Consider the following 15,788-nt stretch of genomic DNA (forward strand, 5'->3'; position numbering starts at 1 on the left):
TTATAAAAGAAAAAATGCAAAGACTGAATACAGCTTTGCATTTTGTAATTTACATTTTAACGTTTAATTAAGCCGTCAATATAGTTAATTTCAGTGTCTTCCGACAAGTTAACTGTATTGTGTTATTAACCGCGTAATGCTTTTTCACCGCGCGCAATACCACAAACACCAGAGCGAACGACTTCAACAATTTCGCTGGTATCTTCTATTGTAGTAATAAAGGCATCTAATTTAGAGCAGATACCACTTAGCTGAATGGTATACAGGTTCTGGGTGATATCAACAATCTGTCCCCGGTAAATATCCGAACAGCGTTTCACTTCTTCGCGGGCTTCATTGGTGAGAGTGCGCACTTTAATAAGCATTAATTCACGCTCAACATGTGCGCCTTCTGTTAATTCAGAAACGCGTAACACATCAACCAGCTTATGAAGCTGCTTCATCATCTGCTCTAAGCGTGCAAGATCCGTTACCTCAGTGGTGATGGTCATGCGTGATAATGTTTTATCGTTTGTCGGAGAGACCGTTAGTGATTCAATGTTGTAGCCGCGTTGTGAGAATAAACCTACTACGCGGGATAAAGCACCGGATTCATTTTCTAATAATACAGAAATAATACTACGCATCAGTCTTCTCCGTCTTGCTTAAATACATATCTTCCATGCTGCCGAACTTTATCTGCATCGGGTAAACATGTTCTTCCGGGTCAATCGCAACATCTAAAAATACCACGCGGTCTTTTAGTTCAAAAGCACGCTCTAGTGCCGGCTGCAGCTGTTCAATTTTATCGACCTTAATGCCGATATGATTGTAAGCTTCTGCAAGTTTTACAAAATCAGGCACACTGTCCATATAGGAGTGTGACTGACGGCCGCCGTAGAACATTTTCTGCCACTGTTTAACCATACCTAGGGAGCGGTTATTCAGCAGTACAATCACAATTGGAATGTTGTACTGCATACAGGTGGACAGTTCCTGAATATTCATTTGAATTGAACCGTCACCAGTAACACAGCAGACCGGTTTATCTGGGCGGGCGATTTTACAGCCGATAGCTGCCGGCAGACCAAACCCCATGGTGCCCAGACCGCCGGAATTAATCCATTGACGGGGCTCTTTGAACGGATAATAGTTAGCCGCAAACATCTGGTGCTGACCTACATCAGAAGCAATAATCGCATCACCATTGGTTACTTTATATAATTCTTCAATAACCTGCTGCGGTTTAATGTGGCTGTTTGACGGCTGGTAAGCCAGGCACTCTTTGGCGCGCCATTCGTTTATCTGTTTCCACCACTGTGCAATTTTTTCACCGTCATTGCTGGCTTGTGTTTCGGCAATAAGATCTAACATCTGCTGCAGTACAACTTCTACTGAGCCGACAATAGGTAAATCAACATGGATATTTTTAGAGATTGATGTCGGATCAATATCGATATGCATGACTTTTGCGTTAGGGCAGAATTTCTCTACATTATTGGTTACGCGGTCATCAAAGCGTGCACCGACTGCAAAAATAAGATCCGCGTTATGCATAGTTAGGTTTGCTTCATAGGTGCCGTGCATGCCTAGCATACCGATATTCTGTTTATGTGTGCCGGAAAAAGCACCTAACCCCATCAGTGTATTAGTAACCGGCAGATTTAATTTCTCAGCCAGTTCGGTAACCTGCTTGGATGCATTGGCAATAACTGCGCCGCCGCCGACATAAAGTACCGGTTTTTTTGCACCTAACAGGGCTGCCAGGGCACGTTTAATTTGTCCTTTATGGCCTCTAAGTGTCGGACTATATGAGCGTAATTCCACACTTTCAGGATACTCATAAGGGAACTTAAGAAGCGGGTTCTGTACGTCTTTCGGCAGATCAACCACAACAGGACCGGGGCGCCCGGTTGAAGCCAGGTAAAAGGCTTTTTTAATTGCGATTGGAATTTCTTCTGCTGTGCGGCATAAAAAGCTGTGTTTCACGACTGGTCGAGATACACCGATCATATCCGTTTCCTGAAAAGCATCATCACCAATCCAGTTGGTTGGTACCTGCCCGGATAAAACAACTAAAGGAATAGAGTCCATGTAGGCGGTGGCGATACCAGTAATGCAGTTAGTTGCACCAGGACCGGCGGTAACAAGGACCGTGCCTACTTTGCCCGTGGTTCGAGAATAAGCATCGGCCATATGCACGGCTGCCTGCTCATGTCGAACTAAGAAATGCTCAATATCGCTACTTTGAAAAATAGCATCGTAAATATCTAATACTGACCCGCCGGGATAACCGAAAATATGTTCTATACCTTCATCCTGCAGCGAGCGGACAACCATTTCGGCGCCAGATAACATTTCCATAAAATTCTCCTTTATACAATTGGTAAATTGCGTCACTTTCCACCTGTATCGGGTGGGAGTGAACCTTGTTTTATAAAAAATTGTGCCACTTTCCACCTGTATCGGGCGGAAGTGAATTCCGTTTATAACTAAACGGCTGTTTACTGTACTGCAATCAAAAAAAAATGCACGAATAAAGACGGTAAAAAAGTGCATAAATATTGTTTTTTTTCGTAAAAAAGCACAATTCGGGAAAACGAGACGCAGGTCGTTTAATAAGCGCATATTATGTAAGGAATTATAACGATTTTTATCTGCTGGTCTATTTTATATATATGCTTATTTTAAGGAGGCGATGATGGAATATGAAATGCTTGTCTGTACACACTGTTTAGCAGTTAATCGCGCTGCCAGAGATCATTTTTCGAATTCTCCTCTATGTGCATCCTGCGGGGCTACTTTGCTGCCTGAGCGCCCCGTTGATGCGGACCTTGAATTATTTCAGCATTTAATTGTCGAGTCCTCCCTGCCGGTTGTCGCTGACTTTTGGGGGGCATGGTCAACGGACAGCCATGCGATGGTGTCAGCTTTTATTACAATGACGCAGACTTTTAAAGGCGATGCGGTTTTTATCAAAATAAACAGTGAAAGTGAACAGGTGCTTGCAGGGCGTTACGATCTGCAGGATATACCGACCTTTATTTTGTTTAAAGAGGGCAAAGAATATCACCGCCTTTCGGGAGAGTTAACCGAGCAGGAATTTAAAGCCTGGTTAGAACGTTATTTAAGAGTTAAGCGGGAAATAGTCTCTTTCAACCCCAATTTAGTTCTGTAAGTCGGACTGTTTTCCTAAAAACAGCTGCTGATAAAGCTGCGGATCTGTTTCTAGTTTCTTTTCATCGTTAGAAAAGTCCTGAGATGGGAGTTTATTTTCTATCTGCACTGTTTATTTTCACTGTTATTGGTTAAAATTCGTCTCTTTTTGTCGATTAAGCAATAGAGATCCTTGATGTTTGAAGTAAACCCCATTTTAAATAAAGTAAAAGACCTGACTGAGCGTGCTGAACTGCTTAGGGGGTATCTTTGACTACGATGCTAAATCTGAACGTTTAGAAGAAGTAAGCCGCGAGCTGGAATCGCCGGAAGTCTGGAATGAACCCGAACGGGCTCAGGCATTAGGCAAAGAGCGCAGTGCATTAGAATTAGTGGTTGATACCATTGATGCATTGGACGCGGGGGCTGAAGAAATTCAGATGCTGGTGGAAATGGCGGTGGAAGAGCAGGATCAGGACAGCTTTGATGAAGCAGAAAATGAAGCTGCTGAGCTGGAAACAAAATTAGAAGTGTTGGAATTCCGCCGTATGTTCTCAGGTAACCATGATGAATGTTCATGTTATCTGGATATTCAGTCAGGCTCAGGTGGAACTGAAGCACAGGACTGGGCGAATATGCTGCTGCGTATGTATTTACGCTGGGGTGAAGCGCATGGTTATAAAACTGAATTAATGGAAGTTTCGCCGGGTGATGTTGCCGGTATTAAAGGCGCAACGATCCGTTTCAGCGGTGAATATGCTTTCGGCTGGCTGCGCACAGAAACAGGTGTACACCGTTTAGTGCGCAAATCTCCATTTGACTCAACCGGGCGTCGTCATACCTCGTTTGCGTCAGCATTTATTTATCCTGAGATCGAAGATAATATCGATATTCAGATTAACCCGGCTGATTTACGTATCGATGTGTATCGAGCCTCCGGCGCGGGTGGACAGCATGTAAATACAACCGAATCTGCGGTCCGTATTACTCACGTGCCGACCAATATTGTTGTGCAGTGCCAGAATGACCGCTCACAGCATAAGAATAAAGATCAGGCAATGAAGCAGATGAAAGCTAAGTTGTATGAGCACGAGCTGCAGAAACAGAATGCCGAAAAACAGATCAGCGAAGATAACAAATCGGATATCGGCTGGGGTAGTCAGATTCGGTCATATGTATTGGATGACGCGCGGATTAAAGATTTAAGAACCGGTGTTGAAAGCCGTAATACTCAGGCGGTACTTGACGGCGGCCTGGACCGGTTTATAGAAGCCAGTTTAAAGTCCGGTTTATAAAATTTAGTTACCGAATTAATAAAACAAATAATAGTGTAAGAAAACCAATAGGAAAAACCATGTCAGAGTTAAATCAAGCAGAAGCACCACAAGAAGAGTTAAATGAAATCCTAGCGCAGCGTCTATCTAAGTTAGATGCAATGCGTGAAAAGGGACAGGCATTTCCAAACGACTTCCGTCGTGAAAATATCTCTGATGATTTACATAAGCTGTATGACGACAAGACTAAAGAAGAGCTGGAAGAGTTAGCTGTTGAAGTGAGTATTGCCGGTCGTATGATGACTCGCCGTATTATGGGTAAAGCAAGCTTTGCGACAATCCAGGATATGGGCGGTCGTGTACAGGTTTATGTTGCTCGTGATAATCTGGCTGAAGGTTTTTACAATACTGAATTTAAAAAATGGGATTTAGGCGATATCCTTGGTGCTAGAGGTGTTTTATTCAAAACACAAACCGGTGAGTTAAGTATTAAAGTAAGTGAAATCCGTATCTTAACTAAAGCATTACGTCCGTTACCTGATAAATTTCATGGCCTTTCAGATACAGAAGCTTGTTACCGTCAGCGTTACCTTGATTTAATTGCTAATGACGAATCTCGTAAGACATTTATTTTACGTAATAAGATAGTGTCTGCAATCCGCAATTACTTGGATGCACGTGAGTTTATGGAAGTTGAAACGCCAATGCTGCAGGCGATTCCCGGTGGTGCAACAGCTAAACCGTTTGAAACGTTTCATAACGCATTAGATTTGCCAATGTTTTTACGTGTAGCACCAGAGTTAAATCTTAAACGTTTAGTTGTTGGCGGTTTTGAACGTGTTTACGAAATCAACCGTAACTTCCGTAATGAAGGCGTGTCTACTCGTCATAACCCTGAATTCACTATGATTGAATTCTACCAGGCTTATTCTGATTACATCGACCTGATGAATTTAACAGAAGATATGCTGCGCACCATTACTGAAGATGTTCTAGGTTCAAGTGTTGTTAAATATGGCGACCAGGAATTTGATTTCGGCGCACCATTTATTCGTATGACCATGAAAGAATCAGTACTTGCATACAATGAAGGTATTGAGGCTGCTGAATTAGATTCAATGGAAGGCTTGAAAGCATTGGCTAAACGTCTGCATGTGAATCTGAAAGACGGCTGGGGAGAAGGTAAAGTTCTAACTGAAATCTTTGAAGAAACAGCTGAGCATAAGTTAATCCAGCCGACCTTTATTACGGCATACCCGGCGGAAGTTTCACCATTAGCTCGTCGTAATGATGAAGATCCGGCGGTAACAGATCGTTTTGAATTCTTCGTTGGCGGCCGTGAAATTGCCAATGGTTTCTCTGAGCTTAACGATGCACAGGATCAGGCGCAGCGTTTCATGGATCAGGTAGAGCAGAAAGATGCTGGTGATGATGAGGCTATGTACTACGATGCAGACTACATTACGGCTCTAGAGCACGGTTTACCGCCGACAGCTGGTGAAGGTATCGGTATCGACCGTCTGGTTATGTTATTTACTGACAGCCATACAATCCGTGATGTTTTACTGTTCCCGCATATGCGTCCGCAGGCAAAATAGTTAATTTGGAAGTGGGGATTTATCCCCGCCGATGAAAAGCTTAATTTTGTTATCGAGCCTCACTTAACAGTGGGGCTTTTTTTTTGTCTGTGATTTCTCCTGCTCCGAGCGGAGATATACCTCGTTCCTCACGCTCCGCATGGGAATGAATAGATTTTTCGTGAAATCACCTAGGCTGGTTTATAGGCTTTCGCCTTGTGGTTAATTCCTCGTTCCTCACGCTCTGCGTGGGAATGCATAGCTAGTTTAGTGAAGCTGCTTAGGTTGGATTGTAGGTTTTCGCTTGCAGGTGTTTGGTGTAGATTCATCGCTGGTGGTTTCGCCCTGACGGCGACTTTACTTTTCTCTCAACAGCAAGAGAAAAGTAAGCAAAAGAGTGCTGCCCGTGCATTTTTTATTCTCACTCGAAAAATCCCTTTTTAACGCACCAGTTCGGACCGCACATCCATGTGTGGAGCCGAACTTACAGAAATCATCCATGATTTCTGTTGCTAAAGCGATTTGTCGTGTAAGAAAAATGCAAACGGGAATTTCGTAGCCGAATTGGTTTGTTTCATTAGCCGTTAGGGAGCATTAGTTGATATACCTTTTTTGGCTTGATCATCTATTAATCGTTTAAGGGTTTTACCGCAAGTGTTGAGTAAGTAGGTTAACTCGCCTTTTTTCAAGCCACTTTCCATAGTTGATAATTGTTCTTCGAGCATTTTTATAATACCGTTTAAATTATCAATTTCTTTAATATAGCGATTGTTGCTAAGTGCTTTATATCGCTCACCTAATACCATATCGAATTCTCTTATATTAATCGCATCCCAGTTTTCTATACATTTATTGAGAAGGGAGTTGGGTCAAATAATTCGGATATGCAAATGTTGAACACACCACCCAACCAATGCAGCTAGGTGACTCCCCGTCCATTTTTATTGAAATAAACGACTGCTTTAGCAAGAGAAAACATGGATGTTTTCTCTAACCTCAGTCAGTACAGGGATGTAATGTCTGAGGTGGTGTGTTAAAAAGTAGTTGGGTATTTCAATATTAAAAAATGGTTCGGGCAGCTTTTCTTTTGGTTACTTTTCTTTGGCTGTTCAAAGAAAAGTAACACGCCGTAAAGGGCGGAATAAGTGCTGTGAAAGTTACACGAAACGCGACAAAGTAAAAGTCCGTCAATAGATCTGTTTGGTTATGATGTATGTAAAGCTACGTGCAAAAATGCTGAGCAGGGTATGCGTTCCCACGCGGAGCGTGAGGAACGAGGTAAACCGATATCAGTTACTCTCAAATGAAGGGCACACAAGATGCTTCTGAAGCTCCTCAACAAGTAATGTCAGTCCTTGCTCATCTACTTCATTAAATCGCTCTGTAATCGGGCTGTCGATGTCTAGTACACCGACTGTTCTACCGTTAATATTAATCGGTAGTACTATTTCAGACTGGCTGGCCGCATCACAGGCGATATGACCGGCAAACTGATGTACATCAGCAATACGTTGAATTGTATTACTGCTGAATGCTGTTCCACATACCCCTTTGCCTAGCGGAATGCGTACACAGGCTACATTGCCTTGAAAGGGGCCTAATACTAACTGATTGTCTTTTAAAAGATAAAATCCTACCCAGTTAATATTATCTAAATTCATATTTAGCAGGGCACTGATATTGGCAAGATTAGCCGTCAGATCGTTCTCCCCCTCAATTAAAGCCATCGCTTGTTTTGCTAATAACTGGTACTGCTCTAATGTTTTCATATTTATAACCTTATCTGAGAGTTACTTATTAAGTAGTAAACAATAAGGGGATTTTGATTTAATACAAGCAGGATATTTAATAAAAAGGGTAAGTTTAAATTGTAAGGGAAGAATTACTCTTCGCCAGCAACTTCAACGTTAACAACAGCAGGTACGTCAGAGCCAGTGTTCATAAAAAGTGAAGCCGCAATCGTTAAATTGCAGGCAAAAAACTTTCTGTAATGAAAGAAGGGCGCTCGAAAGCAGGTATTTTTAATATTTAAATTGTCTGTTTGAGATTACTCTGAATTTATATTTATACAAATTACAGGCAAAAAAATACCCGCTCGAAAGCAGGTATTTTTTATCGTTTAAATTGTAAGGGAAGAATTACTCTTCGCCAACAACTTCAACGTTAACAACAGCAGATACGTCAGAGTGTACTGAAACAGCAATCTCGTAAGTACCAGTGTTACGTAAAGCGCCTTCAGGAAGACGTACTTCACTTTTAACTACAGCTACACCAGCAGCAGTGATTGCATTAGCAATATCACGTGTACCGATTGAACCGAATAGTTTACCTTCGTCACCAGCTTTAGAAGTGATAACAACTGCTTCTAGAGATTCTAGTGCAGTACCACGTTCTTGTGCAGCAGCAAGGTTAGCAGCTTGTTTAGCTTCTAGATCAGCACGACGTGCTTCAAAAGCTTCTAAGTTTGCTTTGTTTGCTGGTACAGCTTTTTGCTGTGGGAAAAGGAAGTTACGTGCGTAACCTGCTTTAACATTAACTTTATCGCCAAGTTTACCAAGGTTAGCAACTGTATCTTGTAGGATAATTTCCATAATCTATAGCTCCTATTTACTTGTGTAAATCTGTGTAAGGTAAAAGTGACAAGTAACGTGCACGTTTGATAGCGCGCGCTAGTTGACGTTGGTATTTAGCACTTGTGCCAGTAATACGGCTAGGTACGATTTTACCACTTTCAGTGATGTAATTTTTTAACGTAACAACGTCTTTGTAATCAATTTCGCTAACACCTTCAGCAGTGAAGCGACAGAATTTACGACGGCGGAAGTAACGAGCCATGGTATTTCCTCAAATTTGTTCTATGTACTGAGCATGCAATACGAGTTTACCAGGCTTAGTTTTGCTCTGGTGATAAGTGATAAAACCACTTACTCTAATCTGCATACCTTTCGATAATTTATTTTTCAACTGACTAGCTAATGGTCCACTTACTGCAACAGGCATATAACAAAACGTGCTGCGTGGAGATCCAGCTTCTTCTTGCATTGAACTATGTTCAATCTGAAAATTACAGTGTTCAACACCGCTAGGACTTTTCTTATGTGTTGGCTTTTCAGTCACCACACCGGCAAGTCGCAAAAAGTTATCAGTCACTAAGTAGCTTATGCTTCAGCAGGAGCTTCTGCAGGTGCTTCAACTTCTGGACGCGGAGCACGAGGAGCACGTTCAACACGTTCTTCTTTTGCTTTTGCAACTACAGAAACTTCAGTCACAGCTGCTTTAGTACGCATGATCATGTTGCGGATCACTGCATCGTTGAAACGGAAAGCAGTTTCCAGATCATCGATTACGTTCTGTTCAGCTTCAATATTCATAAGAACATAGTGTGCTTTGTGTAGTTTGTTGATTGGGTAAGCCAGTTGACGACGGCCCCAGTCTTCTAGACGATGAACTGTACCGCCAGCTTCTGTGATAGATGCTGTGTAACGTTCGATCATACCATTAACTTGTTCACTCTGATCTGGGTGAACCATAAATACGATTTCATAATGACGCATATAAAAATCGCTCCTTACGGGTTAGTAGCTTCTTAAGTTGGCTCAGCCGTACCAAATAGAAGCAAGGAACAAAAAGGGTGGCTGATTTAAGGCGACAAAGTGTACAGTTTAGTATGCAGGGGTGCAAGTTAAGTTTACTCTGTTAAACAATATATTTAATTATCTTCACTAAATGCAGCCAGGGAGCGTTCGTGCCTGTATTCATTTATTGCCGACGCTGATCTGTGTTGGTTTTAATGTTTTACCTTATGTTGATGCGCCGACAGCCAAAATAAGATGAATGTCATATGGAACAAATACCTCTGCCACCCTTGCCTTTTAAGTGGTTTATATTATTTTGACTGCCTGTGCGGTTAATCATAAATATACACATATTAAGCATTGCATCTGCTTGTCAACAAATTAAAATGGCTTTTTTGCACCTTAACTTGAGGCCGTCTTTTTGAATTCTCGTTTGTTATACATTCTACTTGCCGCTACGACTATTGCTTCAGTGCTGACTGCTAACGCGGTTATCTCTTTAGATAGTGAAGTTGAGCAAAATGAAAAAATAGCAGAGCAGGCGCTGCTTGAAAACAAGCGCTTACTATCTGAACTGCAGAGTGCTGAATTTCAGTTTTCTCCAGTTGAAAAACTACAGGTGTCGATTAATGAAGACAGCGAAAGTAAAAAACAGTTAACCAGCACTAAACAGGCAAATAGGAATCAGGCCGAACGTATCGCGCTTTTACTTGCTGAGAATAAAAAACTGCAGCAGAAAGTCACTTCGCAGGATCAGACCATTGCCATGCAGGCTTTTTATTTAGAAGAGCATGAAAGGTCACTGCTGCTGGCGCAGCAGAAATCACAGCCGGTTGTATTGAGTCCAGAAATTGAACGGGTTAAGCAGACCATTAATCAAAAGCCGGATATGCTTAATCTAAAGATTAATCCGGGGCCGCCGATTGATGAAGAGAGCCCTGTCGGTGAACCTGAACCTGAACCTGAACCTGAAATTGAAACTAACGGTGAGGAAAATAAGGAAGACAATGACGATAAGGTAGGTACCGGACCGACTTGGGATAAACTGAGCGGTTCGGTGGAGTTCGGGTTTAATTATGAACAGGATAATGAAAAAACCAAAACGCTGGAAGGGCGTTTGGTGCTAGATTATGCAGAACGTGATAAATATAATATAAACAGTGATTTAGATTTTGAATTTGAGACTGAAGACGGCGAAGATGAGGAAGAAGAATATCGCTGGCAATTACAGGCTGATTACAATCTAGATCCGCAAAATTTAGTTTTTGTGCGTAGTGATCTTCTGCGTAGTGAATATGCGAGTTATAAAAAGGAAGATATTTATACCGTTGGTTACGGACGAATTCTTTTTAATGCTAATAACCACAAACTGAATGTTGAGATTGGCCCGGGTTATCGTTTTTCTGTTCCTAACCTTCAAGAAGATGAAGATGCGATATCTTTTGATGAGTTTATTATCCGTACCCGTGTTAATTATGAGCGTATCATGTCAGAAACACTGCAGTTTCAAATGGATGTAGTACTGGAAATGGGAGCTCAAAATAGTATTTATGAAGCAACCTTTAAAGCGCAAAACCGTATTTATAATTCTCTGTATTTAGTATTTGATTTTGGTTATAAGTTTACCGAAACGGTACCTGCTGATACGGTAAATAAAGAAGTTAAGTCCGGCATGAATCTGCTGTATGCATTTTAGACAAACAGTTTTTCATAAAAAAGGGAGCGCAGCCGCTCCCTTTTTTAGTTGTGTAGAGTCGGGTCTAGCGGCGCTGACGAACAACTTCAAACAGACATATACCGGTGGCTACCGACACATTCAAACTTGAAACCGCACCGGCCATCGGCAGTTTAATTAACTCATCACAATGTTCGCGGGTTAAACGGCGTAAACCTTTACCTTCGGCGCCCATTGCTAACGCCATGCCGCTTTCTAATTTGCAGTCGTAAATGTTTTGTGTCGCTTCGCCTGCCGTGCCGTAAATCCAGATGCCTTTATCCTGCAGTGCACGCATCGTACGCGCCAGGTTGGTGACATGAATTAACGGCATTGATTCAGCTGCGCCGCAGGCTACCTTGCGTACTACAGGGGTCAAGCTTGCTGAGTTGTCTTTAGGGATTATTACTGCATGTACACCGGCAGCATCAGCACTACGCAGGCAGGCACCTAAATTATGCGGATCCGTTACGCCGTCTAAAATCAATAAAAACGGCGGCTCGTCTAATTCATTCAGAATTGGATCTAAATCATTGTCGGTTAAAACTTTAGCTGCTTTTACACGGGCAATAATACCCTGGTGCTGTTCACCTTGTGATTTTTCATCCATGGATTTACGGTGCATTAATTGAACAGAAATTCCCCATTCATTTAATTTAGCAATGATGCTGTTTAAACGTTCATCATCACGGCCTTTCAGGGCATATACTTCGATAAAACGTTCAGGCTGCTTTTCCAGCAGGGCATCAACTGCGTGGATGCCGTAAAGTAATTCACTTTTGCTCATTGTATTTCTCTAATTTGTTGTGTTTTTAATTGCTGGTTGCGCTTAGGGGACTAACCCTAAGCTTTAGTATTACTCGCTTTTGCTTTGGCGCGTGCTGCACGGCCCGGGCGTTTCTTTTTAGCTGTTGTTTTTTTCTTTTTTGAAGAAGTTGTGTTCTTCTCGCCTTGTGCAACTTTGTTTTTTGGCTTTCTTTTCTTTTTGTTAGCAGCTTTTTTCTGTGCCAGCAGCTGCGCTTCAGTTTCTTTATCAACTGCTTTTATCAGCGGCTGTTCGTTATGTTTGTTACTGTCTTTGTGGTCTTTTTTATTGCGTGCGCGTTTATCCAGCGGGCGATCTTTTTTGTTTTTATCTGACTTATCACCCGTTTTTAAACCACGTTTACGTTGGCCGGCAAGTGCTTCATCATTTAATTCGAAGTCAATTTTTTTATCATCTAAGTTTACCGATAATACTTTTACTTCTAATACATCGCCAATACGGTAAGTACGGCCGGTACGTTCACCCTTTAGAGTCTGTTTTCCTGCATCAAAAATATAATAATCGGAAAGCAGGCTGGTAACATGTACCAAACCGTCAATATGAATATCATTAAGACGCACAAAAAAACCGAAGTTGGTTACAGCTGCAATAGTTCCTGTCATGACATCACCAATGTGATCCTGCATATATTCACATTTCAGTGCATCTGCAACATCACGGGTCGCATCATCAGCACGGCGCTCTGTCATTGAACAGTGCTCGCCTAAGTAGCCCATCTCATCATGCTGGTAATGGTAGCCGCCGGTACTGGTCCATTTGGATTTCTGCTGACCTTTTTCCTGGTGTGCTGTCAGATATTTAATCGCACGATGCAGGATTAGGTCCGGGTAACGACGAATCGGCGAAGTAAAATGTGAGTATTCACCCAACGCTAAACCAAAGTGGCCTAAGTTTTCATCTTGATAAACTGCTTGTTTCATAGAGCGTAATAACATGGTCTGCAGCAGTTCTTGATCTTCACGACCGGCAAATGTTTCAGCCAGATCGGCGTAATCACGTGGTGCCGGTTTATCACCGCCGCCAAGACTTAAACCCAGTTCAGAAAGGAATGAACGGAAGTTGCTTAATTTCTCTTCGCTTGGTGTTTCATGTACGCGGTATAGTGCAGCCGCGTGTGCTTCCTCAATTAATCGTGCAGAAGCCACATTGGCAGCGATCATACATTCTTCGATGATCTTGTGTGCGTCGTTACGTACTAAGGGTTCAATTGATTCTATTTTACGTGCTTCATTAAATAAGAAACGTACTTCCAGTGTTTCAAACTCCATACCGCCGCGGATATGGCGTGCTTTTTTAAATGCTTTATAAAGGTGTTCAAGCTCTTCTAGGTGAGGTACTAATGGATTGTACTGTTCACGCAGGGCTTCATCACCTTCAAGAATCTTAGCTACTTTTGTATAGGTGAAACGTGCGTGTGAATTCATCACCGCTTCGTAGAATTTGTAATCTTTTAAATGCCCGTCTTTACCAATCACCATTTCACTAACCATACATAAACGGTTAACCTGCGGGTTAAGTGAACAGAGGCCGTTAGATAATACTTCAGGCAGCATTGGAATAACTTGGTCCGGGAAATACACTGAGTTACCACGGTTAATTGCTTCTTTATCTAAAATAGTGCCGTGGCGAACGTAATAACTTACATCGGCAATAGCAACCCATAATCGCCATCCACCGCTAGGTTCTTTTTGACAGAAAACCGCATCATCAAAATCACGAGCATCTTCACCGTCAATGGTTACCAGCGGCAGTTCGCGCAGATCTACACGGCCTTCCATGGCGTGTTCAGGTACAAACTCACCAAAGACTTTTAACTCTTTATCTAATCCCTGCGGCCATTCATGGGGAATATCATGGGCACGCAGGGCAATTTCAACTTCCATGCCCGGTTCCATCTCTTGACCTAATACTTCGGTGATTTTACCGAGTGCGCTAAAGCGTGCTTTAGGTCTGTTTATCACTTCAACTACAACAATCTGACCATGGCGTGCACCACAGTTATTCTCTTTGTTGATCAGGATTTGCTGGTTAATGCGTGAATCATCAGGAATCACCATTGCCAATCCATCTTCAACAAAATAACGACCTACGATAGTACCCTCGCGAGCTTCTAATAGACGTACAAATCGTGCTTCAGTACGACCGCGAGAATCTACTTTCACAGGCTGCGCTAAAATTTCATCACCATGGAAAAGAAAACGCATTTGATGGGCAGGTAAAAACAGGTCTTTTTCCTGATCGAGACTCTTTAAAAAGCCAAAACCATCTTTATGACCGATGACCTTACCTTTAATAAGATCTAGTTTATCGGGCAGGGCATAAGTTGCATTACGGCACCAGACAAGCTGACCGTCACGTTCCATCGCTTTTAAACGACGTCGTAAACCTTCCGCTTCTTCTTCACTGTTTAATGAAAATGCGCTGAATAATGCGTCACGGCTAACCGGCTTCGCTTGTTTTTCCATGTATTCTAAAATGAATTCACGACTTGGGACTGGATGCTCGTAAGTTTGTGATTCGCGATCTAAGAAGGGATCTAGGGTCATAGCTTGGTGCTCTTTAATAAAGTAATTAATGAAAGTATATCTGAAAATAAGAAAAGCAGCGTATTAATAATAAATTCAATTAATTATTGTTAATGAAAAGGTTTGCTCACATAATAGGCAGTTGTGGCGGGTTTTTAAAAAAACATGAAAAAACACTAGACAGAATCTCCAACAATAAGTATTATCCGCGCCACGCTAAAGACGTGAGCACCCGTAGCTCAGCTGGATAGAGCGTTGCCCTCCGGAGGCAAAGGTCACAGGTTCGACTCCTGTCGGGTGCGCCATTCTTCGGAAGTCAATAATTCAGTTCGATGGCGTAAAGAAGTATAGTGGCGGATGTAGCTCAGTTGGTAGAGCCCCGGATTGTGATTCCGGTTGTCGCGGGTTCAATCCCCGTCATTCGCCCCATCTTTTCTAGATGTAAAAACAGATTCTCGGTGGATAGTCCAGTTTGATAGGGCACCTCCAGTAGTTGGATAAAAGTTGGACCAGGGGAACCCCCGTCAATTTCCAATTACAAAAAGAAAAACTTTCGGTGATTAGCGCAGCTTGGTAGCGCACCTGGTTTGGGACCAGGGGGTCAAAGGTTCGAATCCTTTATCACCGACCACATTTTTAAGCCTGTAGTATTAAGGTGCTGCAGGTTTTGCTTTTAATTAAGCACAGTTTAGCGGCGGATGTAGCTCAGTTGGTAGAGCCCCGGATTGTGATTCCGGTTGTCGCGGGTTCAATCCCCGTCATTCGCCCCATTTTTATCTGCTAAACAGATAAAGATAATAAGTTTAAATAGTTGCGGAAGTGGCGGAATTGGTAGACGCGCTAGATTTAGGTTCTAGTATCGTAAGGTGTGAGAGTTCAAGTCTCTCCTTCCGCACCATTTAAACGAAGAATGGTAATGAGGACATCGGATTAGGTTCAGCTGTTCATTAAAGTAAGCGTAAGATGTGATAGTTCAAGCCTATCTTTCAGCACCATTTAAATAAAAAGAAATACTCGGTGATTAGCGCAGCTTGGTAGCGCACCTGGTTTGGGACCAGGGGGTCAAAGGTTCGAATCCTTTATCACCGACCACATTTGATTAACCCGCTTAGTTCATAGAACTAAGCGGGTTTTTTCATTTTAGAGAACCTTTAACCCAGAA

14 protein-coding genes and 6 tRNA genes are annotated in these 15,788 nt (G+C 42.3%); 10 read left to right on the plus strand and 10 right to left on the minus strand.

Annotated elements, in window-relative coordinates; genetic code table 11:
* Window positions 1-125 precede the first annotated feature (125 nt).
* Complete coding sequence (gene ilvN / locus G327_RS0104870; RefSeq protein ID WP_019613643.1) at window positions 126-626, minus strand: acetolactate synthase small subunit; 501 nt, start codon at window positions 624-626, stop codon at window positions 126-128.
* Entirely contained in the window at window positions 619-2,343 is a 1,725-nt protein-coding gene (locus G327_RS0104875) for an acetolactate synthase 3 large subunit (protein WP_019613644.1), read from the minus strand. Before G327_RS0104875 ends, ilvN begins: the two co-directional genes overlap by 8 nt.
* A gap of 337 nt (window positions 2,344-2,680) precedes the next feature.
* On the opposite strand from G327_RS0104875, the gene G327_RS25925 reads away from it, so the two are divergent.
* The 3 genes from G327_RS25925 (at window position 2,681) to lysS (ending at window position 6,007) form a co-directional block, all read left to right on the plus strand.
* Window positions 2,681-3,157 carry a thioredoxin domain-containing protein gene (locus G327_RS25925; protein ID WP_019613645.1) on the plus strand — a complete coding sequence of 159 codons (477 nt, stop codon included), beginning with the start codon at window positions 2,681-2,683 and terminating at the stop codon, window positions 3,155-3,157.
* A gap of 174 nt (window positions 3,158-3,331) precedes the next feature.
* Window positions 3,332-4,430 (plus strand): peptide chain release factor 2 gene (gene prfB, locus G327_RS0104895; RefSeq protein ID WP_157600989.1). Its coding sequence is split into 2 segments (ribosomal slippage): window positions 3,332-3,406 and window positions 3,408-4,430, totalling 1,098 coding nucleotides; the frame shifts between segments, so codons are not numbered across the junction.
* A gap of 59 nt (window positions 4,431-4,489) precedes the next feature.
* Window positions 4,490-6,007: a lysine--tRNA ligase gene (gene lysS, locus G327_RS0104900; protein ID WP_019613648.1), complete on the plus strand. Its 1,518-nt coding sequence runs from the start codon at window positions 4,490-4,492 to the stop codon at window positions 6,005-6,007.
* Window positions 6,008-6,570: 563 nt separating this feature from the next.
* Here lysS and G327_RS0104905 read toward each other — a convergent pair.
* The 6 genes from G327_RS0104905 to rpsF form a co-directional block, all read right to left on the minus strand.
* Window positions 6,571-6,792 carry a hypothetical protein gene (locus tag G327_RS0104905; RefSeq protein WP_019613649.1) on the minus strand — a complete coding sequence of 74 codons (222 nt, stop codon included), beginning with the start codon at window positions 6,790-6,792 and terminating at the stop codon, window positions 6,571-6,573.
* Window positions 6,793-7,275: 483 nt separating this feature from the next.
* Window positions 7,276-7,755: a GAF domain-containing protein gene (locus G327_RS0104910; RefSeq protein ID WP_019613650.1), complete on the minus strand. Its 480-nt coding sequence runs from the start codon at window positions 7,753-7,755 to the stop codon at window positions 7,276-7,278.
* A gap of 369 nt (window positions 7,756-8,124) precedes the next feature.
* Complete coding sequence (gene rplI / locus G327_RS0104915; RefSeq protein ID WP_019613651.1) at window positions 8,125-8,577, minus strand: 50S ribosomal protein L9; 453 nt, start codon at window positions 8,575-8,577, stop codon at window positions 8,125-8,127.
* Between the two features lie 16 nt (window positions 8,578-8,593).
* Window positions 8,594-8,821: a 30S ribosomal protein S18 gene (rpsR, locus tag G327_RS0104920; protein WP_019613652.1), complete on the minus strand. Its 228-nt coding sequence runs from the start codon at window positions 8,819-8,821 to the stop codon at window positions 8,594-8,596.
* Between the two features lie 9 nt (window positions 8,822-8,830).
* Window positions 8,831-9,136, minus strand: coding sequence for a primosomal replication protein N (gene priB / locus G327_RS0104925; protein ID WP_019613653.1), 306 nt, complete (start codon window positions 9,134-9,136; stop codon window positions 8,831-8,833).
* 8 nt (window positions 9,137-9,144) lie between these two features.
* Window positions 9,145-9,540: a 30S ribosomal protein S6 gene (gene rpsF, locus G327_RS0104930; protein WP_019613654.1), complete on the minus strand. Its 396-nt coding sequence runs from the start codon at window positions 9,538-9,540 to the stop codon at window positions 9,145-9,147.
* Window positions 9,541-9,982: 442 nt separating this feature from the next.
* On the opposite strand from rpsF, the gene G327_RS0104935 reads away from it, so the two are divergent.
* A complete protein-coding gene (locus G327_RS0104935) occupies window positions 9,983-11,257 on the plus strand; it encodes a DUF481 domain-containing protein (protein WP_019613655.1) in 1,275 nt (424 codons plus the stop codon).
* Window positions 11,258-11,321: 64 nt separating this feature from the next.
* On the opposite strand, the gene rlmB is transcribed toward G327_RS0104935, so the two are convergent.
* Together rlmB and rnr are read right to left on the minus strand one after the other, a co-directional pair.
* Window positions 11,322-12,062 (minus strand): 23S rRNA (guanosine(2251)-2'-O)-methyltransferase RlmB, encoded by a 741-nt coding sequence (rlmB, locus tag G327_RS0104940; protein ID WP_019613656.1) that lies wholly within the window; start codon window positions 12,060-12,062, stop codon window positions 11,322-11,324.
* A 56-nt stretch (window positions 12,063-12,118) separates the two neighbouring features.
* The gene (gene rnr, locus G327_RS0104945; protein WP_019613657.1) at window positions 12,119-14,647 is read right to left on the minus strand and encodes a ribonuclease R; all 2,529 of its coding nucleotides are present in this window, start codon (window positions 14,645-14,647) and stop codon (window positions 12,119-12,121) included.
* Window positions 14,648-14,854: 207 nt separating this feature from the next.
* Here rnr and G327_RS0104950 point away from each other — a divergent pair.
* The 6 genes from G327_RS0104950 to G327_RS0104975 all read left to right on the plus strand — a co-directional run bounded on the left by G327_RS0104950 (window position 14,855) and on the right by G327_RS0104975 (window position 15,718).
* A tRNA-Arg gene (locus tag G327_RS0104950) sits at window positions 14,855-14,931 on the plus strand.
* 48 nt (window positions 14,932-14,979) lie between these two features.
* Window positions 14,980-15,055: transfer RNA gene (locus G327_RS0104955), tRNA-His, on the plus strand.
* Window positions 15,056-15,180: 125 nt separating this feature from the next.
* A tRNA-Pro gene (locus tag G327_RS0104960) sits at window positions 15,181-15,257 on the plus strand.
* A gap of 63 nt (window positions 15,258-15,320) precedes the next feature.
* Window positions 15,321-15,396: transfer RNA gene (locus G327_RS0104965), tRNA-His, on the plus strand.
* 43 nt (window positions 15,397-15,439) lie between these two features.
* Window positions 15,440-15,524, plus strand: a tRNA-Leu gene (locus G327_RS0104970).
* Window positions 15,525-15,641: 117 nt separating this feature from the next.
* Window positions 15,642-15,718: transfer RNA gene (locus tag G327_RS0104975), tRNA-Pro, on the plus strand.
* Window positions 15,719-15,788 lie beyond the last annotated feature (70 nt).

It is taken from the genome of Psychromonas ossibalaenae ATCC BAA-1528 (assembly GCF_000381745.1).
Classification (GTDB): domain Bacteria; phylum Pseudomonadota; class Gammaproteobacteria; order Enterobacterales; family Psychromonadaceae; genus Psychromonas; species Psychromonas ossibalaenae.